The sequence below is a fragment of the Micromonospora sp. CNZ286 genome, from assembly GCF_014207755.1.
The window spans coordinates 4,057,201-4,080,008 of sequence record NZ_JACHIZ010000001.1 but is presented as its reverse complement, the minus strand read 5'-3'; the positions used below and the strand labels follow the sequence as shown (position 1 = coordinate 4,080,008).

Genomic DNA, 22,808 nt, shown 5'->3' with positions numbered 1-22,808 from the left:
TGGCGCTCAGTACCGTCCAGTCACGGTGGCGGGCATGTGTCGGCGGACCTGTCCGGCGTGGCGGGCGCCTGAGCAGGCACGACAACCGGAATCAGGAACAGGTGTGGGGTCCGTGAGCCGAACGGCCGCGTCTCCGCCCACCTGTGCACGAAGCCGGCCGTCGGCGGTGGTGTGGTCAACGAATCGGCAGATTCCGATCGATAGCAAGCTCTGGGCGGGTGGGTCATGGCGGACGAAGACAAGCTCCTCGAACACCTGAAGTGGGTGACCTCCGAGCTCCGCCTGGCGCGTCGGCGCCTGACCGAGCTGGAGGACGAGGACGCCGAGCCGATCGCGATCGTCGGCATGGCCTGCCGTTTCCCCGGCGGCGTCGCCTCACCGGAGGACCTCTGGGACCTCGTCGCCGGCGGGGTGGACGCCACCGGCACATTCCCCGACGACCGGGGCTGGGACCTCGACGGGCTCTACGACCCCGACCCCGACCGCCCCGGCACCACGTACAGCAACCGGGGCGGCTTCCTGCGCGACGCCGGCCTGTTCGACCCGACCCTGTTCGGGATCTCGCCGCGCGAGGCGCTGGCCATGGACCCGCAGCAGCGGCTCCTGCTCGAGGTGACCTGGGAGGTCTTCGAGCGGGCCGGCATCGACGCCGCGTCGGTGCGGGGCAGCCGTACGGGGGTGTTCGTCGGCACCGCGGGGCAGGACTACACGTCCGTGCTGCGGCAACTGCCCGAGGGCACGGAGGGCTACGTCCTCACCGGCACCGCCGCGAGCGTCATGTCCGGCCGGCTGGCGTACTCCTTCGGGCTGGAGGGGCCGGCCGTCACCATCGACACCGCCTGCTCCTCGTCGCTGGTCGCCCTGCACCTCGCCGGTCAGGCCCTGCGCGACGGCGAGTGCTCCCTCGCCGTGGCCGGCGGCGTCACAGTGCTGGCCACGCCGGGTGCCTTCGTCGAGTTCTCCCGCCAGCGGGGGCTCGCCTCCGACGGGCGGTGCAAGGCGTTCTCCGCCGACGCCGACGGGACCGGCTGGTCCGAGGGCGTCGCCATGCTGCTCGTCGAGAAGCTCTCCGACGCCCGGCGCAACGGGCACCCCGTCCTGGCGGTGATCCGGGGCAGCGCCGTCAACCAGGACGGCGCCAGCAGCGGGCTGACCGCCCCCAACGGCCCCTCGCAGCAGCGGGTCATCCGGCAGGCGCTGGAGAACGCCCGGCTCAGCCCGTCCGACGTGGACGCCGTCGAGGCGCACGGCACGGGCACCCGGCTCGGCGACCCGATCGAGGCACAGGCGCTGCTGGCCACGTACGGGCAGAGCCGCACCGCCGACCGCCCGCTGTGGCTGGGCTCGCTGAAGTCGAACATCGGCCACCCCCAGGCCGCGGCCGGCGCCGGCGGCGTCATCAAGATGGTGATGGCGATGCGGCACGGCGTGCTGCCGCCCACCCTGCACGTGGACCGGCCCTCACCGCACATCGACTGGTCGACCGGCGCGGTGGCCCTGCTCGACGAGGCGCGCCCGTGGGCCGGCGGCGAGCACGTCCGCAGGGCCGCCGTGTCGTCCTTCGGCATGAGCGGCACGAACGCCCACCTGATTCTGGAGCAGGCGCCGGCCCCCGACCCGGCCGGCGACGACGCCACCTGGTCCCGTCGTCCCACCGTCGTGCCCGTGCTGCTCTCCGCCGCGCAGCCGGCCGCGCTCGCCGCCCAGGCCGACCGGTGGGTCCGCCGGCTGACCGGCGACGAGCGACAGCGCCCGCTCGACGTGGCCTTCTCCTCGGCGGTGGCCCGCACGACGCTCGACCGGCGCGCGGTGCTGCTCGCCGGGGACCGCACGGGTCTGCTGGCGGGCCTGCGGTCCCTGGCGGCCGGCGAGCCGTCGGGCATCGTGGTCGCCGGCCAGGCCGGGGACCGGGGTCCGCTGGCGGTGCTCTTCTCCGGCCAGGGCGCGCAGCGCGCCGGCATGGGCCGTGAGCTGTACGCCGAGTTCCCCGTCTTCGCCGCCGCCCTCGACGAGGCGTGCGGGCACTTCGACCGGGTTCTGCCGCGCCCGCTCAAGGAGGTGCTGTTCGCACCGGAGGGCTCCGCCGAGGCGGAGCTGCTGGACCAGACCGCGTTCACCCAGGCCGGACTCTTCGCCGTCGAGGTGGCGCTGTTCCGGCTGGTCGAGTCGATGGGCGTCGCGCCGGACTACGTGGGCGGGCACTCGATCGGGGAGATCGCCGCCGCGCACGTGGCCGGGGTGCTGTCGCTCCAGGACGCCTGCCTGCTGGTGGCGGCGCGGGGCCGGCTGATGCAGGCGCTGCCGTCCGGCGGGGGCATGCTCGCCGTGGCCGCCGACGAGGCGGCCGTGGCGGAGTCGATCGCCGGGCTGACCGACCGGGTCGGCATCGCCGCCGTCAACGGCCCGGCCTCCGTCGTGGTCTCCGGCGCCGTCGACGCCCTCGACGAGGTCGAGCGCGTCTGGCGGGACCGGGGCGCGCGTACCCGCCGGCTGACCGTCAGCCACGCGTTCCACAGCCCGCTGATGGAGCCGGTGCTGGAGCGCTTCCGCGGCATCGTCGAGCGGCTGACCTTCGCCGCGCCCGCGCTGCCGATGGTGTCGAACGTGACAGGTGCGCTCGCCGACGCCGACGAGATCCGCACCCCGGACTACTGGGTTCGCCACGTCCGCGAGGCGGTCCGCTACGCCGACGGGCTCGCCGCGCTGCGCGACGCCGGGGTCGACACGTTCCTGGAGGTCGGGCCGCGGAGCGTACTGACCGCGATGACGGCCGACGCGCTGCCCGGCGACGACGTGCTCGCCGTCGCCGCCCAGCGCCCGGACCGGCCCGAGGCGCAGGCGCTGCTGCACGCCCTCGCCGAGCTGCACGTGCACGGGGTGCCGGTGTCCTGGCGGGAGTGGTTCGCCGACACCGGCGCCGCCCGGGTCGACCTGCCCACGTACGCCTTCCAGCGGGAGCGGTTCTGGCCCGAGGTGCTGCCGTGGCGGGTCGGCGACGTGTCGGGCGCCGGCCTCGGCGTCGCGGGGCACCCGCTGCTCGGCGCGGCGGTGCGGCTCGCCGGCGACGACGAGGTGGTGCTGACCGGCCGGCTGTCGACGTCGACGCACCCGTGGCTGGCCGACCACGTGATCGCCGGCGCCGTGGTGGTGCCGGGCACCGCCCTGGTGGAGCTGGCGGTCCGCGCCGGCGACGAGGTCGGCGCGTCGCGGGTACGGGAGCTGACCGTGGCGGCGCCGTTGGTGCTGCCCGCGTCCGGCGCGGTACGGGTCCAGGTGCGCGTCGGCGCGGCCGACGAAGCCGCCGTGCGGACGGTGTCCGTGTACTCCCAGCCCGAGGACGACGAGACCGAGTGGGTGCGGCACGCCGACGGCCTGCTCGAACCGGTGTCGACCGACGAGCCGGGCCTCGGCGAGTGGCCGCCGGCGGGCGCGACCGAGGTGGACCTGACCGGCTGGTATCCGGCACTGGCGGAGCACGGCCTGTCGTACGGGCCGGTGTTCCAGGGCGTACGGCGGGCCTGGGCGGCCGACGGCGAGGCGTACGCCGAGGTGGCGCTGCCGGACGGGACGGCCGGCGAGGCGGGCGCGTTCGGGGTGCACCCGGCGCTGCTGGACGCCGCGCTGCACCCGGTGGCGCTGCTGCTCGCGGCCGAGGCCACGGGCGGCCCGCGCGTGCCGTTCGCGTTCGAGGGCGTGCAGGTGCACGCCTCGGGCGCCCGGACGCTGCGGGTGCGGCTGACCCGGGACGGCTCCGGGGTGCGGCTGGTCGCCTGCGACGGCTCGAACGCGCCGGTGGTGTCGGTGGACTCGCTGGTGCTGCGGGAGATGACCGCGACGGCGACCCGGGGCGCCGCCGCCCGCTCGCTGTACGAGGTGACCTGGCAGTCGGAGCAGATCGACGGCGTGGACGACCTCGCGGGCTGGGCGGCGCTGGGCGGTGCCGTCCCGGCCGCGCTGGCGGAGCTGCCGGTCTTCGCGGACGTGGCGACCCTGGCGGCGGCCGGCACCACGGCCCGGCAGGTGCTGCTGCCGGTGCCGGCCGGCGACCCCGGCGTCGCCGTGCCGGAGGCCGTACGGACGCTCACCGGCTCCGTCCTGGACGTGCTGCGCGCCTGGGTCGCCGCCGACGCGCTGGCGGAGTCGAAGCTCGTGGTGGTGACCCGCGGCGCGGTGGCCGCCGCGGACGACGATCGGGTCGGCGACCTGGCCGCCGCCGCCGTCTGGGGCCTGCTGCGCTCGGCGCAGTCCGAGCACCCGGGGCGGATCGTCCTCGCCGACATCGACGGCGAGCTGACCTCCGCGACCCTCGCCGTGCTGGCCGGGGCGGCGGTCGACCCGTCGGTCTCCGGCGGCCAGCTTGCGGTGCGTGGCGAGCGGACCCTCGTGCCGAGGCTGGCGCGACCCGCGGGCGACGAGCTGACGCCGCCGCCCGGCCCGTGGCACCTCGCCCCCGTCACCGGCGGCACCCTGGACGGGATCGCGCCGGTGCCGGCCACGCTCGCCGAGCTGGGCGAGGACCAGGTGCGCATCGCGGTGCGCGCGGCCGGCGTGAACTTCCGTGACGTGCTGATCGGGCTGGGCATGTACCCGGATCCGGCGGCCGTGCTGGGCAGCGAGGGCGCGGGCGTCGTGGTCGAGGTCGGCCCGGGCGTGACCGACCTGGCTCCCGGCGACCGCGTGCTCGGCATGTTCGAACTCGGCTTCAGCCCGCAGGCGGTGGCACATCGGCAGCGGATCGCCAGGATGCCCGCCGACTGGTCCTTCACCCAGGCCGCGTCGGTTCCGCTGGTCTTCCTGACCGCGTACTACGCGCTGCGGGACCTCGCCGGGCTGCGGGCCGGTGAGTCGGTGCTGATCCACAACGGCGCGGGTGGCGTCGGGATGGCCGCGATCCAGCTCGCCCACCACCTCGGCGCCACCGTCCACGCGACGGCGAGCCCCGGGAAGTGGGGCGTGCTGCGGGAACTCGGGGTGGCCGAGGAGCGGATCGCGTCGTCGCGGACCACCGAGTTCGAGCAGACCTTCGGGGCGGCCACCGGCGGTGCCGGCGTCGACGTGGTGCTCGACGCGTTGGCCGGTGAGTTCGTGGACGCGTCGCTGCGGCTGCTGCCGCGCGGCGGCCGGTTCGTGGAGATGGGCAAGGCCGACGTACGCGACCCGGAGGCGGTCGCCGCCGGGCATCCGGGCGTGGTCTACCGCGCGTTCGACCTCAACGAGGCGGGCAGCACCCGTATCGGGGAGATGCTCACCGAGCTGCTCGACCTGTTCGCGCGGGGCGCGCTGCGCCCGCTGCCCGTACGGGCGTGGGACGTGCGTCAGGCCCGGCAGGCGCTGCGGCACGTCAGCCAGGCCCGCCACGTCGGCAAGGTGGTGCTGCGCATCCCCGCGCCCGTGGACCCCGAGGGCACCGTGCTGGTCACCGGCGCCGGGGGCGCTCTCGCGGGCGTGTTCGCGCGGCACCTCGTCGCCACCGGCCAGGCCCGGCACCTGCTGCTGGCCTCCCGCCGCGCACCCGGCCGGGACGACGCGTACGCCACCCTGCTCCGGGAGCTGACCGACGCGGGCGCCGACGTCACCGCCGTGGCCGTCGACGTCAGCGACCCCGCCCAGGTCGCCGAGCTGGTCGCCGGGATCGACCCGGGGCACCCGTTGACGGCTGTGGTGCACACCGCCGGGGTGATCGCGGACGCGACCATCGGTTCGCTGGACGAGTCCGCTCTGCGTACGGTGCTGGCGCCGAAGGTGGACGCGGGTTGGGTGTTGCACGAGGCCACCGCGCATCTGGACCTGTCGGCGTTCGTGCTGTTCTCGTCGGTGGCGGCCACCCTCGGCTCGCCGGGGCAGGGCAACTACGCGGCGGCGAACGCGTTCCTCGACGCCCTCGCCGAGTACCGGCGCGAGCAGGGGCTGCCCGCCACCAGCATCGCCTGGGGCATGTGGGCCACCGACAGCACGATGACCGCCCACCTCGACGGCGACGACCAGCAGCGGCTGCGGCGCGTCGGGATGAGCCGGCTCTCCCCGGCCGAGGGCGCCGAACTCTTCGACGCCGCCCTGCCGGCCGCCCGGCCGGTCGTCGTCGCGGCCCGACTCCACGTCACCGGCGAGGCCAGCGGTGTGCCGCCGCTGATGCGGCACCTGCTGCGCGGCGGCGGCCGACGCCGTACCGCCGGCGACCGGCCGACCGCCGGCGCGTCGTGGCGCGAGCGACTCGCCGGCCTCTCCGAGGCCGATGCCCGCCAGGCGCTCGTCGACCTGGTCTGCGGCCAGGCCGCCACGGTGCTGGGGCACGCCTCGGCGCAGTCGGTTCCCGCCGCCCGGGCCTTCAAGGACCTGGGCTTCGACTCGCTGACCTCGGTGGAACTGCGCAACCGCCTCGGTGCGGCCACCGGGCTGCGGCTGACCGCCACGCTGGCCTTCGACCACCCCACCCCGGCCCGGCTGGCCGAGCACCTGTTCGCGCAGCTCGGCCCGGCCACGGGCACCGGCGCCACCGTCCGTACGGTCGTCACCGCCGACGCCGACGAGCCGATCGCCATCATCGGCATGGCCTGCCGTTACCCCGGCGGCGTCGCCACCCCCGAGCAGCTGTGGCAGCTCGTCACCTCCGGGGCCGACGCCGTCGGCGACTTCCCGGCCGACCGCGGCTGGGACCTCGACCGGCTGTACGGCACGGACGGCGACCAGGCCGGCGGCACCGTCACCCACCAGGGCGGCTTCCTCTACGACGCGGCCGACTTCGACGCCGGCTTCTTCAACATCAGCCCCCGCGAGGCCCTCGCCATGGACCCGCAGCAGCGGCTGCTGCTGGAGACCGCCTGGGAGAGCTTCGAGTACGCCCGCATCGACCCCGCCGCCCTCAGCGGCACCGCCACCGGTGTCTTCGTCGGCGCCGCCTCCTCCGGCTACGCCACCAGCGGACGTGACGACCTGGACGGCCTCGAGGGGCACCTGCTGACCGGCACGGCGGGCAGCGTCGCCTCCGGACGGGTCGCCTACATGTTCGGCCTCGAAGGCCCGGCGGTCACCGTCGACACCGCCTGCTCCTCGTCCCTGGTGGCGCTGCACCTCGCCGCCCAGGCGCTGCGCGGCGGCGAGTGCGACATGGCCCTGGCCGGCGGGGTGGCACTCATGGCGCAGCCCGGCATGTTCTCCGAATTCTCCCGGCAGGGCGGGCTGGCCCCCGACGGGCGGTGCAAGGCGTTCGCCGCCGGCGCGGACGGCACCGGCTGGTCCGAGGGCGTCGGCATGCTGCTCGTGGAGCGCCTCTCCGACGCCCGGCGCAACGGCCACCGGGTGCTCGCGGTGCTGCGCGGCTCCGCGGTCAACTCCGACGGCGCGTCGAACGGGCTGACCGCCCCGAACGGCCCGTCCCAGCAGCGGGTCATCCGCCAGGCCCTGGAGAACGCGCGGCTCGACCCGGCCGACGTGGACGCCGTCGAGGCGCACGGCACCGGCACCGTCCTCGGCGACCCGATCGAGGCGCAGGCGGTGCTGGCCACCTACGGGCAGGACCGCGCCGACGGCGAGCCGCTCTGGCTCGGCTCGATCAAGTCGAACATCGGCCACTCCCAGGCGGCGGCCGGGGTAGCCGGCGTGATCAAGATGGTGCTGGCGATTCGGCACGGCGTGCTGCCGCCGACCCTGCACGTGGACCAGCCCTCGCCCCACGTCGACTGGAGCGCCGGGGCCGTCGCCCTGCTCACCGAGGCCCGGCCGTGGCCCGCCGTCGACCGGCCGCGCCGGGCCGCCGTGTCGTCGTTCGGCATCAGCGGCACCAACGCGCACACCGTCATCGAGCAGGCGCCCGACGAGCCGGCCCCGGCGACGCCCGCACCGGCGGGGCACGTTCCCGGCCTGGTCGGGCCCGCCGCCGTACCCCTGCCGGTCTCCGGCAGAAGCCCCCGCGCGCTCCGGGCGCAGGCCGCCCGCCTCGGCGAACGGCTCGCCGGCGACGCCGGCCTCGACCCGCGCGACCTCGGCTTCTCCCTGGCCACCCAGCGGGCGCACCACCCGTACCGGGCGGTCGTCGTGGCCGCCGACCGGGACGACGCGCTCGCCCGCCTGGCCGCCCTCGCCGACGGCGGCAGCTCCCCGGCGGGCGCGGACGCCGCGTCGAAGGTCGTCTTCGTCTTCCCCGGCCAGGGCTCCCAGTGGACGTCGATGGCGCTGGACCTGATGGAGACCTCGCCGGTCTTCCGGCAGCGGATGGGCGAGTGCGCCGAGGAACTGTCCCGGCTGGTCGACTGGTCCCTGGAGGACGTGCTGCGGCAGGCGCCCGGCGCGCCACCCCTGGACCGGGTGGACGTGGTCCAGCCCGCGCTCTTCTCCGTCATGGTGTCCCTCGCGCAGCTCTGGCGCTCGTGCGGCGTGGAACCGGCCGCCGTCGTCGGGCACTCGCAGGGGGAACTCGCCGCGGCCTGCGTCGCCGGCGCGTTGACCCTCGCCGAAGCCGCGCGGCTCGTCGTGGCGCGCAGCCGCGGCCTGCTGGCGATCGCGGGTCGCGGCGGCATGGTCTCCGTCCCGCTCCCGGCCGCCGACACCGAGCGGCTCATCGCGCCGTGGCGGGGCAGCCTCTCCGTCGCCGCCCTCAACGGCGCCGCCGTGACCGTGGTCGCGGGCGACTCGGCGTCGGTCGCCGAGCTGCTCGCGCACTGCGCCGAGCGCGACGTCCGCGCCCGTCAGGTCGCCGTCGACTTCGCGGCGCACAGCGGCCACGTCGACCCGATCCGCGACGAGGTGACCGCCGGGTTCGGCACTGTGGACCCCCGCACCAGCACCGTGGCCTTCCACTCCACCGTCACGGGCGAGCCGATCGACACCGCCGGGCTCGACGCCGACTACTGGTACCGCAACCTGCGGGAAACAGTCCGGCTGGCGCCGGTCGTGGAGCAGCTGATCGAGCAGGGCTTCCGGACCTTCGTCGAGGTCAGCCCGCACCCCGTACTCAAGATCGCGGTGCAGGACGCGCTCGACCGGGCGGCCGGCGGCGGCGTGGTGGTGGGCTCGCTGCGCCGCGACGAGCACGGACCGCGGCAGCTGCTGGCCAACCTCGGCGAGCTGCACGTCGCCGGTGTGCCCGTCGACTGGTCGCGCGTCTTCGCCGGCTCCGGCGCCACCCCTGTCGACCTGCCCACGTACGCCTTCCAGCGGGACCGGTTCTGGCCGGCGCTGGACCGCTCCGCCACCGGCGACGTGTCGGGCGCGGGGCTGGGCGCGGCCGGGCACGGGCTGCTCGGCGCGGCGGTGCGCCTCGCCGGCGACGACGAGGTCGTGCTGACCGGCCGGCTGTCGGCGTCCACGCACCCGTGGCTGGCCGACCACGTGGTCGGCGGCGCCGTGGTGCTGCCGGGCACGGCCCTGGTCGAGCTCGCGGTGCGCGCCGGCGACGAGGTCGGCACCTCCCGGGTGCGGGAGCTGACCGTCGCCGCGCCGCTGGTGCTGCCGAACCCGGGCGCGGTCCGCGTGCAGGTGCGCGTCGGCGCGGCCGACGGCTCCGGAACCCGGAGCGTGGCGGTGCACTCGCAGCCCGACGGCGACCCCGGGGACTCCTGGACGCGGCACGCCGACGGTCTGCTGGAGCAGGCCACCGACGAGCCGACGCTGGGCTCCTGGCCGCCGGCCGGGGGCACCGAGGTGGACCTCGCCGGCTGGTATCCGGCGCTCGCGGAGCGCGGCCTGGCCTACGGGCCGGCGTTCCGGGGCCTGCGGCGGCTGTGGACCGCCGGCGACGAGGCGTACGCCGAGGTCGCCCTGCCGGACGAGGCGGCCGACGACGCCGCCGGCTTCGCCGTGCACCCGGCGCTGCTGGACGCCGCCCTGCACCCCGTCGGGCTGCTGACGGCCGAGCGCTCCGGCGGACCGCGCGTGCCGTTCGCGTTCGAGGGCGTGCAGGTGCACGCCTCCGGCGCCAGGACGCTGCGGGTACGGCTGACCCGGGTGGGCTCGCGCGTGCGGCTGGTGGCCGGCGACGAGTCCGGCGCGCCCGTGGTGTCAGTCGAGTCGCTCGCCATGCGGGAGATGACCGACGCCACCGGCGCGGAGGCCGCGCAGCGGTCGCTGTTCGAGGTGACGTGGCCGGTCGAGGCGGTCACCCCGGCGCGGGACGTCTCCGGCTGGGCGCTGCTCGGCGACGGACCCGCCCCGGCGGGCCTCGCCACGCCGGTGTTCCCGACCGTCGACGAGCTGACCGCGGCGGTCGCGGCCGGCACGGTCGAGGCGCCCCGCGCGCTCGTGGTCCCCGTGCCCGCCGGCACCCCGGAGGGCGACCTGCCCGACGAAGTCCGTACGGCCACCGCCCGTGTCCTGGCCGTGCTGCACCGCTGGCTGGACAGCGAGGCGCTGGCCGACACCACGCTCGTGGTGCTGACCCGCGCGGCGGTGGCCGCCACCCCGGCGGACGCGGTGCGGGACCTGCCCGGCGCGGCGGTCTGGGGTCTGCTGCGCTCGGCGCAGTCCGAGCACCCGGGGCGGATCGTCCTCGCCGACGTCGACGGGGACCTCACCCCGGCCACCCTCGCCGTGCTCGCCGCCGTCGCCGAGAACCCCTCGCCGACCGGCGGCCAGGTGGCCGTACGCGGCGACGAGGTGCGCACGCCCCGCCTGGGCCGGCCCGCCGGCCAGGCCGCCGACGAACTCGTCCCGCCGGACGGACTGTGGCGGGTCGGGGCGGTCAGCCCCGGAACCCTCGACGGTGTCGGCATGGTGCCCGCCACCTCCGTCGCCCTGGACGCGGGTCAGGTGCGCATCGCGGTGCGCGCGGCCGGCGTGAACTTCCGTGACGTGCTGATCGGGCTGGGCATGTACCCGGATCCGGCGGCCGTGCTGGGCAGCGAGGGCGCGGGCGTCGTGATCGAGGTCGGCCCGGGCGTGACCGACCTGGTCCCCGGCGACCGCGTGCTCGGCATGTTCGAGCCGGCCTTCGCCCCCGAGGTGATCGCCACCCGCGACCTCGTGGCGAGGATCCCCGCCGGTTGGTCCTTCGCGCAGGCCGCCTCCGTGCCGGTGGTGTTCCTGACCGCGTACTACGCGCTGCGGGACCTGGCCGACCTGCGGGCCGGTGAGTCGGTGCTGATCCACAACGGCGCGGGTGGCGTCGGGATGGCCGCGATCCAGCTCGCCCACCACCTCGGCGCCACCGTCCACGCGACGGCGAGCCCCGGGAAGTGGGGCGTGCTGCGGGAACTCGGGGTGGCCGAGGAGCGGATCGCGTCGTCGCGGACCACCGAGTTCGAGCAGACCTTCGGCGCGGCCACCGGCGGCGCCGGGATGGACGTGGTGCTCGACGCCCTCGCCGGTGGCTTCGTGGACGCGTCGCTGCGGCTGCTGCCGCGCGGCGGCCGGTTCGTGGAGATGGGCAAGGCCGACGTACGCGACCCGGAGGCGGTCGCCGCCGGGCACCCGGGCGTCACCTACCGCGCGTTCGACCTCAACGAGGCCGGGCACCGGCGCATCGGGGAGATGCTCGCCGAGCTGCTCGACCTGTTCGCGCGGGGCGCGCTGCGCCCGCTGCCCCTGCGGGCGTGGGACGTACGCCAGGCCCGGCAGGCACTGCGCCACATGAGTCAGGCCCGCCACATCGGCAAGGTCGTCCTGCGGGTGCCCGCCCCCGCCGACCCGGACGGCACCGTGCTCGTCACCGGCGCCGGTGGCGCCCTCGCCGGCGTGTTCGCGCGGCACCTCGTCGCCACCGGCCAGGCCCGGCACCTGCTGCTGGCCTCCCGCCGCGCACCCGGCCGGGACGACGCGTACGCCACCCTGCTCCGGGAGCTGACCGACGCGGGCGCCGACGTCACCGCCGTGGCCGTCGACGTCAGCGACCCCGCCCAGGTCGCCGAGCTGGTCGCCGGGATCGACCCGGGGCACCCGTTGACGGCTGTGGTGCACACCGCCGGGGTGATCGCGGACGCGACCATCGGTTCGCTGGACGAGTCCGCTCTGCGTACGGTGCTGGCGCCGAAGGTGGACGCGGGTTGGGTGTTGCACGAGGCCACCGCGCATCTGGACCTGTCGGCGTTCGTGCTGTTCTCGTCGGTGGCGGCCACCCTCGGCTCGCCGGGGCAGGGCAACTACGCGGCGGCGAACGCGTTCCTCGACGCCCTCGCCGAGCACCGGCGCGAGCAGGGGCTGCCCGCCACCAGCATCGCCTGGGGCATGTGGGCCACCAGCAGCGCCATGACCGCCCACCTGGGCGGCAGCGAGCACCGCAAGGCGATCCGCGCCACCAGCGCCCCGCTGACGGACCGGCAGGGCGTGGCACTGTACGAGCTGGCGCGACAGCGCGACGCGGCGCACCTCGTCCTCATGAACCTGCCGCCGGCGTCGCGGCCGACCGGCCAGAACGTGCCCAGCCTGCTGCGGGACCTCGTCCGCGCGGGCGGACCGGCCCGGCGCGCGGTGGGGCGCGGCCTCGCGGACACCGCCTCCGTACGGGACCGGCTGGCGACGCTCGGCCCGGCGGAGCGGCGCTCCCACCTGCTCGACCTGGTGGCCACCAGCGTGGCTGCAGTGCTCGGGCACCGCTCGGCCGAGACCGTCGACGCCCAGCGCGCCTTCAAGGAACTGGGCTTCGACTCGCTCACCTCGGTGGAACTGCGCAACCGGCTCTCCGCCGCCACCGGCCTGCGGCTGCCCGCGACCGTGGCGTTCGACTACCCGACCCCCGTGGTGCTCGCCGAGTTCCTGGACCGGGAGCTCGGCGGCGCGGCGACCGTGGACCGGCCCGTGGCGGCCGGCACCGCCGCCGCCCTCGACGAACCGATCGCCATCATCGGCATGGCCTGCCGGTTCCCCGGCGACGTGCAGACCCCCGAGCAGCTGTGGGACGTGGTCACCGCCGGCACCGACGTCATCTCGCCCTTCCCCACCGACCGGGGCTGGAACCTCGACGACCTGCGCGCCGGCGACCAGGACCCGGACGCCGTACCGCGGCAGGGCGGCTTCCTCCACGACGCCGCCCAGTTCGACGCCGCCTTCTTCGGGATCTCCCCCCGCGAGGCCCTGGCGATGGACCCGCAGCAGCGGCTGCTGCTGGAGACCTCCTGGGAGGCATTCGAGCGGGCCGGGATCGACCCCCACTCGGCGCGGGGCAGCAGCACCGGCGTCTACGTCGGGCTCATCTACCACGACTACGCCTCCCAGGCCGCCGGCGGCACCGACGACCTGGACGGCCACGTCGGCAACGGCAGCGCCGGCAGCGTCGCCTCCGGCCGCATCTCGTACCTGTTCGGCCTGGAGGGCCCCGCCGTCACCGTCGACACCGCCTGCTCGTCGTCGCTGGTGGCGCTGCACCTGGCCACCCAGGCGCTGCGGCAGGACGAGTGCCGCCTCGCCCTCGCCGGCGGGGTGAGCGTCATGTCCACCCCCGGCATGCTCACCGAGTTCTCCCGGCAGCGCGGCCTGTCGCCCGACGGGCGGTGCAAGGCGTTCGGCGCAGGCGCCGACGGCACCGGCTTCGCCGAGGGCGTCGGCATGCTCCTGCTGGAGCGCCTCTCCGACGCGCAGCGCAACGGCCACCGGGTGCTCGCCGTCGTCCGGGGCAGCGCCGTCAACCAGGACGGCGCCAGCAGCGGCCTGACCGCGCCGAACGGCCCCGCCCAGCAGCGGGTGATCCGGCAGGCGCTCGCCAACGCCCGGCTCGCCACCACCGACGTCGACGCCGTCGAGGCGCACGGCACCGGCACCGCCCTCGGAGACCCGATCGAGGCGCAGGCGCTGCTGGCCACGTACGGGCAGGGCCGACCGCAGGACCATCCACTGTGGCTGGGGTCGGTCAAGTCGAACATCGGCCACGCCCAGGCGGCGGCCGGTGTCGCCGGTGTGATCAAGATGGTGCTGGCCATGCGGCACGGCATCCTGCCGCCGACCCTGCACGCCGAGAAGCCGTCCCCGCACATCGACTGGACGGCCGGGTCGGTCGCCCTTCTCACCGAGGCGCGGCCGTGGCCGGCCGTCGACCGGCCCCGCCGCGCGGCGGTGTCGTCGTTCGGCATCAGCGGCACCAACGCCCACACCATCGTCGAGCAGGCCCCCGAGCCCGCCCCGGCGCAGGCCGCACCCGCCACGGGCGTCCCGGGCGACCTCGTCGCCTGCGTCCTGTCGGCCCGCGACGCCGCCGCCCTGCACGAGCAGGCGCGCCGGCTGCGGACCCTCGTCGACGGCGAGCCGGACCTGACCGTCGCCGACGTCGGCCGGGCGCTCGCCACCGCCCGCAGCGCCTTCGAGCACCGCGCCGTGCTGCTGCCCGGCGACCGCGCCGGACTGCTCGCCGCCCTCGGCGCGCTGGCCGACGACGAGCCCTCGGCCGCCGTCGTGCGGGGAATCGCCCGCAGCGGCCGCACCGCCGTCCTCTTCTCCGGTCAGGGCGCGCAGCGCGCCGGTATGGGTCGTGAGCTGTACGGGGCGTTCCCGGTGTTCGCCGCGGCCCTGGACGAGGTGTGTGCTCACCTGGATCCGCTGTTGCCGCGTGCGCTGCGGGAGGTGTTGTTCGCCGGGGTGGGTACGCCTGAGGCGGGGCTGCTGGACCAGACGGTGTTCACCCAGGCGGGGCTGTTCGCGGTCGAGGTGGCGTTGTTCCGGTTGGTCGAGTCGTTGGGTGTCGTGCCGGACCTGGTGGCCGGGCACTCCATCGGTGAGATCGCGGCGGCGCATGTGGCGGGTGTGTTCTCCCTGGCCGACGCGTGCGCGCTGGTCGCGGCGCGGGGTCGGCTGATGCAGGCTTTGCCGGCCGGTGGTGGCATGCTCGCCGTGGCAGCCGACGAGGCGGCGGTGGCCGAGTCGATCGTCCCGTTCGCCGACCGGGTCGGCGTCGCCGCCGTCAACGGCCCCACCGCCGTGGTGGTCTCCGGCGCCGCCGAGGCCCTCGACGAGGTGCAGCGGGCCTGGACGGACCGGGGTGTGCGTACGCGCCGGCTGACCGTCAGCCACGCGTTCCACAGCCCGCTCATGGAGCCGATGCTGGCCGAGTTCCGGCAGGTGCTCGACGGGCTGACGTTCCACTGGCCCGTCCTGCCGATCGTGTCGAACCTGACCGGCCGGATCGCGGACCCCGACGAGATCGGCACCCCCGACTACTGGGTCCGCCACCTACGGGAGACCGTCCGGTTCGCCGACGGGGTCGCGAGCCTGCGTGAGCGCAACGTCCGTACGTTCCTCGAACTGGGCCCCGACGCGGTGCTCGCCGGCATGGTGGGCGCCTGCCTGCCGGACGACGACGCGGCGACGGTCGTGGCGACCCTGCGCCCCGGCCGACCCGAGCCGGCGTCGCTGGTCCATGCGCTTGCGGAGCTGTACGCGCACGGCACGCCGGTCACCTGGACCGCGCTCCTGCCGGCCGGAACCCGCCCCGTCGACCTGCCGACGTACCCGTTCCAGCGGCAGCGCTTCTGGCCGGCCGTGGGCCGGCTGCGCGCCGGCGACGTCAGCGGCGCCGGCCTCGGCGTGGCCGAGCACGGGCTGCTCGGCGCTGCCGTGGACCTGGCCGGCGACGACGAGATCGTGCTGACCGGCCGGATCTCCCCGACCACCCACCCCTGGCTGGCCGACCACGTCGTCTCCGGCGTGACGCTGGTCCCGGGCACGGCCCTCGTGGAGCTGGCCGTCCGCGCCGGCGACGAGGCGGACCTGCCGCGGCTGCGGGACCTGACGGTGCTCGTGCCGCTGGTGCTCCCCGAGTCCGGCGCCGTACGGATCCAGGTGCGGGTGTCCGCGTCGGAGTCCCCGCAGCGTCCCGTCGCCGTCTACTCCCGCCCCGACGACGATCCCGAGGCGGGCTGGACCCGGCACGCGGAGGGCGTGCTGGAACCGGCCACGGCCGACGAACCGCAGCCGGCCGCCTGGCCGCCCGCCGGCGCCACCGAGGTGGACCTGACCGGCTGGTATCCGGCGCTGCTCGAACACGGCCTGTCGTACGGGCCGGCGTTCCAGGGGCTGCGCCGGGTGTGGACCGGCGAGGACGACGTCTTCGCCGAGGTGGTCCTGCCGGACGACGCGGCGACCGAGGCGGCGCGCTTCGGCGTGCACCCGGCGCTGCTGGACGCCGCCCTGCACCCGATCGGGCTGCTGCCCGGCACCGAGGAGTCGGGCGGGCCGCGCGTACCGTTCGCGTTCGAGGGCGTGCAGGTGCACGCCTCCGGCGCGAGGCTGCTGCGGGTGCGGTTGACCCGCAACGGCTCCGCGGTGCGGCTGACCGCCCGCGACGAGGCGGGCGCGCCGGTGGTGTCTGTGGACTCCCTCGTCCTGCGGGAGCTGACCGGCGTGGCCGCCCCGAGCGCGGCGTCGCGTTCCCTGTTCGAGGTGGCCTGGCAGGCCGAGGAGGCCGACCCGGTCGACGACGCGTCGGGCTGGGCGGTGCTGGGCGGGCCGGCCCTGCCGGGCGTTCCCGGCGGCCCTTCCGCCGAGACGATCCGGCAGCTGCGCGCCGCCATCGACGCCGGCATCGCCCCGCCGCGCCTGCTGCTCTTCACGCCGGCCGCGTCGCCCGCCGACGACGGCGACCCGGCGCGGACCGTCCGCACGGTCACCGCCGACGTGCTGGGCCTGGTGCAGGCGTGGCTGGCCGTCGACGCGCTGGCCGACTCGAAGCTCGTGGTGGTGACCCGGGGCGCGCTGGCCGTCCGCGACGGGGACCGGGTGACCGACCTGGCCGCGGCGGCGGTGTGGGGCCTGCTGCGCTCCGCGCAGTCCGAGCACCCGGGCCGTATCGTCCTGGCCGACGTCGACGACGCGATCGACCCCGGCACGCTGGGCGTCCTGGCCCGCTTCGCCGCGGACCCGGCCGGCGGCCAGTTGGCCGTCCGCTCGGGCGAGGTGTTCGTGCCGCGTCTGGTGCGTGCGGTCGCTGCGGCGTCGGTGGAGACGCCGGTCGTGGGTGACGGTGCGGTGCTGGTCACCGGCGGTACGGGTGCGTTGGGTGCGTTGGTCGCGGAGCATCTGGTGTCGGTGCACGGCGTGCGGTCGCTGGTGCTGGTGTCGCGGCGCGGCCCGGAGGCCGCCGGTGCGGGTGAGTTGTCGGAGCGGTTGTCGGCGTTGGGTGCGTCGGTGCGGGTCGTTGCCTGTGACGTGACGGACCGGGACCAGGTGTTCGGTCTGGTGGCGGAGGTGGCCGCCGAGGGTCGGCTGGCGGGTGTGGTGCACACGGCTGGTGTGTTGGATGACGGTGTGGTGGAGGGGCTGACGGCGGAGCGGTTGGCGGGGGTGTTGGCGCCGAAGGTGTCGGCGGGTTGGTTGTTGCATGAGGCGACGGCGGGTCTGGATCTCGACTTGTTCGTGGTGTTCTCGTCGGTTGCGGGTGTGCTGGGTTCGCCGGGTCAGTCGGGGTATGCGGCGGGTAACGCGTTCCTGGACGGGTTGGCGGTGTATCGGCGGCAGCTCGGGTTGCCGGCGGTGAGTCTGGCGTGGGGGATGTGGGACACGGCAGGCATGGCCGCGTCGATCGGCGGCAACGACCGGGCCCGTACGGCACGCGCCGGCCTGCGGCCGATGAACGCCCGCACCGGCCTGGAACTCTTCGACGCCGCCGTGGGGGCGGAGCGGGCGGTGCTGGTGCCGGCCGCGATCGACGTACCCGCGCTGCGGGCGGCAGCCGCCGGCGCGGTCGTACCGCCGATGCTGCGCAACCTGGTCGACGTGGCGACGACCCGCCGCCGCGCCGGCCAGGGCGCCCCCGGCGGATGGGCCGAGCGCCTCACCGGGCTCAGCGCCGAGGAGGGCCTCGCACAGGTCGACGAGCTGATCCGGGGCCTGGTCGCGCAGGTCCTCGGGCACGGCGGCGCCGAGGCGGTGCCGGCGGACCGGGCGTTCAAGGACCTGGGCTTCGACTCGCTGACCGCCGTCGAGCTGCGTAACCGGGTGAACGGCGCGACCGGCCTGCGCCTCACCTCGACCCTGGTGTTCGACTACCCGTCCCCGCAGGTCCTGGCGGCCCACGTGTACGCGGAACTCGCCGGCACCCGGTCCGGTGCCGTCGCGGCCGAAGAGGCGACGGCCGGCGACGCCGACGAGGCGATCGCGATCGTCGGCATGGCCTGCCGCTACCCCGGCGGGGTGGAGTCTCCCGACGAGCTGTGGAGGCTGGTCAGCACCGGTGGGGAGGGCATCGGGGAGTTCCCGGCCGACCGGGGCTGGGACCTGGAGTCCCTGTACGACCCGGACCCCGACCACGCCGGCACCTCGTACACCCGCCACGGCGGCTTCCTGTACGGCGCGGCGGAGTTCGACCCCGGCTTCTTCGGCATCTCGCCGCGCGAGGCCCTCGCCATGGACCCGCAGCACCGGCTGCTGCTGGAGGCGTCCTGGGAGACGTTCGAGTCGGCGGGCCTGGACCCGTCGGGCCTGCGGGGCAGCCGGACCGGTGTCTTCGCGGGCGTCATCTACCACGACTACTCGACGCGCCTGATGGAGACGCCCGAGGTCGAGGGCTACATCGGCACCGGCAACTCGGGCAGCGTGCTGTCGGGCCGGGTGGCGTACACGTTCGGGCTCGAAGGCCCGGCGGTGACCGTGGACACGGCCTGCTCGTCCAGCCTGGTGGCGTTGCACCTCGCGGTGCAGGCGCTGCGCAGCGGCGAGTGCGACCTGGCGCTGGCCGGCGGCGTGACGGTGATGGCCACGCCCGGCACCTTCGTGGAGTTCTCCCGGCAGCGGGGCCTGTCGGCCGACGGCCGGTGCCGGTCGTTCGCCGCGTCGGCCGACGGCACGGGCTGGTCCGAGGGCGTGGGCGTGCTCCTGGTGCAACGCCTGTCGGACGCCCAGCGTGAGGGACGGCGGATCCTGGCGGTCGTACGCGGCAGCGCCGTGAACCAGGACGGTGCGTCGAACGGGCTGACCGCGCCGAACGGCCCGTCGCAGCAGCGGGTGATCCGGCAGGCCCTGGCGTCGGCGCGGCTGTCGCCGTCCGATGTGGACGTGGTCGAGGCGCACGGTACGGGTACGACGCTGGGTGATCCGATCGAGGCGCAGGCCGTCCTGGCGACGTACGGGCAGGACCGGCAGGGGCGGGAGCCGTTGTGGCTCGGCTCGGTGAAGTCGAACATCGGGCACGCACAGGCGGCAGCCGGTGTCGCCGGTGTGATCAAGATGGTCATGGCGATGCGCCACGGCCTCGTCCCGCCGACCCTGCACGTGGACGAGCCGTCCCCGCACATCGACTGGTCGGCGGGGGCGGTGGCCCTCGCGACCGAGCCCACTCCGTGGCCGCGGGTGGACCGGCCGCGTCGGGCGGCGGTGTCGTCGTTCGGGATCTCCGGCACGAACGCGCACGTGATCATCGAGCAGCCGCCGGCCGGGACGATCGAGGGTGAGGTCGTCGCACGCGAGGTGCCGGCGGTCGTGCCGGTGCTGTTGTCGGCCCGCGACGTGGCCGGGCTGTCGGCGCAGGCGGGTCGGTGGGCGGGGTGGCTGGCGGCCGGCGAGGCTCCGCGTGTGGTGGATGTGGCGTGGTCGTCGGTGGCGTCGCGGTCTGTGCTGGAGCACCGGGCGGTTGTGTCCGGCGCGAGCCGGGATGAGCTGTTGGCGGGTCTCGCGGCCGTGGCGGCCGGCGATCCGTCGGGAGCTGTCGTGACCGGCGCGGCGGGTCAGCGTGGTCAGCTTGCGCTGTTGTTTTCGGGTCAGGGTGCGCAGCGTGTGGGTATGGGCCGGGAGTTGTATGGCGGGTTCCCGGTGTTCGCGGCGGCGTTGGATGAGGTGTGCGGACATCTGGATTCGTTGTTGCCGTGTCCGTTGCGCGGGGTGTTGTTCGCGTCGGCGGGGACTGCTGAGGCGGAGTTGTTGGATCGGACGGTGTTCACGCAGGCCGGGTTGTTCGCGGTCGAGGTGGCGTTGTTCCGTCTGGTGGAGTCGTTCGGGATCGTTCCCGACGTGGTGGCCGGTCACTCGATCGGTGAGGTGACGGCGGCGTATGTGGCGGGGGTGTTGTCGCTCGCGGATGCGTGTGAGCTTGTGGCGGCGCGGGGTCGGTTGATGCAGGCGTTGCCGGCGGGTGGCGGGATGTTGGCGGTGGCGGCGGACGAGGCTTCGGTGGGGGAGTCGATCGCGGGGTTGGCGGACGTCGGTGTTGCGGCGGTCAACGGTCCGGCTGCTGTGGTGGTGTCGGGTGCGGTGGAGGCGTTGGATGAGGTGGAGCGGGTCTGGCGTGGGCGGGGTGTGCGGACGCGTCGGTTGGCGGTGAGTCATGCGTTCCACAGTCCGTTGATGGAGCCGATGCTGGCGGAGTTCCGGGCGGTGCTGGAGGGGCTGGCCTTCGCAGCGCCGTTGTTGCCGGTGGTGTCGAATGTGACCGGTGCGCTGGCTGACGCCGAGGAGATCCGCAGCCCGGAGTACTGGGTGCGGCATGTGCGGGAGGCTGTGCGCTACGCCGACGGGGTGACCGCGTTGCGTGAGGCGGGTGTGGACACGTTCCTGGAGGTCGGCCCGCAGAGTGTGCTGACCGCGATGAACGCCGACGTGCTCGCCGAGGACGCGCTCGCGGTGGCCGTGCAGCGCCGGGACCGGTCCGAGACGCAGGCGTTGCTGCACGCCCTGGCCGAGCTGCACGTCCACGGCGTCCCGGTGTCCTGGACGCAGTGGTTCACCGACACCGGTGCCGCCCGGGTCGACCTGCCCACGTACGCCTTCCACCGCGAGCGGTACTGGCCCGAGCCGGCGAGCCGGCCGCGACAGACGGCGACCCACGGCGGCGACGCCGACTTCTGGAACGCCGTCGAACGCGGCGACCTGAACGCCCTGGCCGCGCAGTTCGGCGACGACGGCACCGCCCTGGACGCCCTCACCCCGGCCCTGCCGGTCCTGTCGAACTGGCACCGGGCGCGTACGCAGCGGGCCGTCCTGGACGCGTGGTCGTACCGGGTCGGATGGAAGCGCACCGACATCACCGCCGAACCGGCGCGGCCCGGTGTGTGGCTGCTCGTGACGGCGCAGGACGACCTGGCGGAGGGCACCCGGGCGGAGGCGGTGACCAAGGCCCTCGCCGAGGTCGGCGCCGACGTGGTCCGGCTCACCGTCGACCCGGTCGGCACCGACCGGGTGGGCCTCGCCCGACGGCTGGGCGACGCGCTGGCCGACGGCCCCGTCACCGGCGTGCTCTCCCTGCTCGGCCTCCGCGACCAGCCGCACCCCGCCCACCCGGCCGTGCCGGTCGGGGCGGCCGCCACGCTGCTGCTGCTCCAGGCGCTGCACGACACCGGGGCGACGACCCGGCTGTGGTGCCTGACCCGGGGCGCGGTCAGCACCGGCGACGGGGACACCGTGCACGCCGTCGCCCAGAGCGGGCTCTGGGGCCTGGGGCTCGTGGCGGGCCTGGAACACCCCCACCTATGGGGCGGGCTGGTGGACCTGCCCGAGCAGGTCGACGCGACGGCCTGGGACCGGCTGGTGCGGGTGGTGACCGGCGCCGGCGACGAGGACCAGCTGGCCGTGCGCCCCTCCGGGGTGTTCGTCCGTCGCCTGGTCCGCTCGGCACCCACCGTTCCCGACGCGGCGCAGCGGTGGCGGCCGTCCGGCACCGTGCTGGTCACCGGCGGCACCGGCGCGCTGGGCGCGCACGTGGCCCGCTGGGCGGCGGCCAACGGGGCGGAGCACGTCGTGCTGACCAGCCGCCGGGGCGAGCGCGCCCCCGGGGCGGCCGAGCTGTGCGGGGAGCTCACCGCCCAGGGCGTACGGGCGTCGGTCGTGGCCTGCGACGTCGCCGATCGCGACCAGGTGGCGGAGCTGCTGGCCCGCCTCGACGAGGATCCCGCGCCGCTGACGGCCGTGGTCCACGCGGCGGGCGCCGGCGAGTCCGGGCTGATCGCCGAAACCGACCTGGCCGCGTTCGCGGGCGTGCTCGACGGCAAGGTGGCCGGCGCGCTGCACCTGGACGCCCTGCTCGGCGACCGGCCGCTGGACGCGTTCGTGCTCTTCTCCTCCATCGCCGGGGTGTGGGGCAGCGGCGGGCAGTCCGCGTACGCCGCCGGCAACGCCTTCCTCGACGCGCTCGCGGAGCAGCGGCGCGGCCGGGGCCTGGCGGCGACGTCCGTGGCCTGGGGACCGTGGGCCGACGGCGGCATGGCCACCGGCGAAGCCCAGCAGATGCTGGCCCGGCGCGGCCTGACCGCCATGGCGCCGGCCGACGCCGTGCACGCCATGCGGTACGCCGCCGGCCTGCCCAGGGCGGCACTGACCGTGGCGGACGTCGACTGGGCGGTCTTCGCCCCGGCGTACGCCTCGGCCCGCGCCCGGCCGCTGCTCGACGACATCGCCGAGGCCCGGGAGGCGCTGCACGCCCACGCCGGGGAGCAGCAGCCCGGCGCTGCCGATGCCCTGCGGGAGCACCTGCTCACCCTGCCCCGCCCCGAGCGGGTCCGGCACCTGGTCGACCTGGTCCGTACCCACGCCTCGGCCGTGCTCGGTCACGCGGGCACGGACCGGGTCAAGCCCCAGCGGGCGTTCAAGGAACTCGGATTCGACTCGCTGACGGCGGTCGAGCTGCGCAACCGACTGGCCGGCGCCACCGGCCTGTCACTGCCCGCGACCCTCGTCTTCGACCACCCGACCCCGGCCGTGCTCGCCGAGAACCTGCTCGACGGCCTGCTGCCCGAGGCGGCGCAGGCGGACGACGGCGACCCGGCGGAGGCGGCCGTCCGGCAGACGCTCGCGGCGATACCGCTGGCCCGCCTGCGCGAGGCGGGGCTGCTGGACCTGCTGCTCAACCTCGCCGACGCCGACGGCGGTACCGGGGCCGAGCCCACCGACGAGGCCCTGGACCTCGACGACCTCGACACCGACACCCTCGTCAGGCTGGCGCTTGACGGAACCGATTCCTGACCGTTGTCCCC

At 75.8% G+C, this 22,808-nt stretch carries 1 protein-coding gene; it reads left to right on the top strand.

What is annotated here, in order from left to right; all coding sequences use genetic code 11:
• Nucleotides 1-225: 225 nt before the first annotated feature.
• Nucleotides 226-22,797 carry a type I polyketide synthase gene (locus tag FHX31_RS17880; RefSeq protein ID WP_184976819.1) on the top strand — a complete coding sequence of 7,524 codons (22,572 nt, stop codon included), beginning with the start codon at nucleotides 226-228 and terminating at the stop codon, nucleotides 22,795-22,797.
• Nucleotides 22,798-22,808 lie beyond the last annotated feature (11 nt).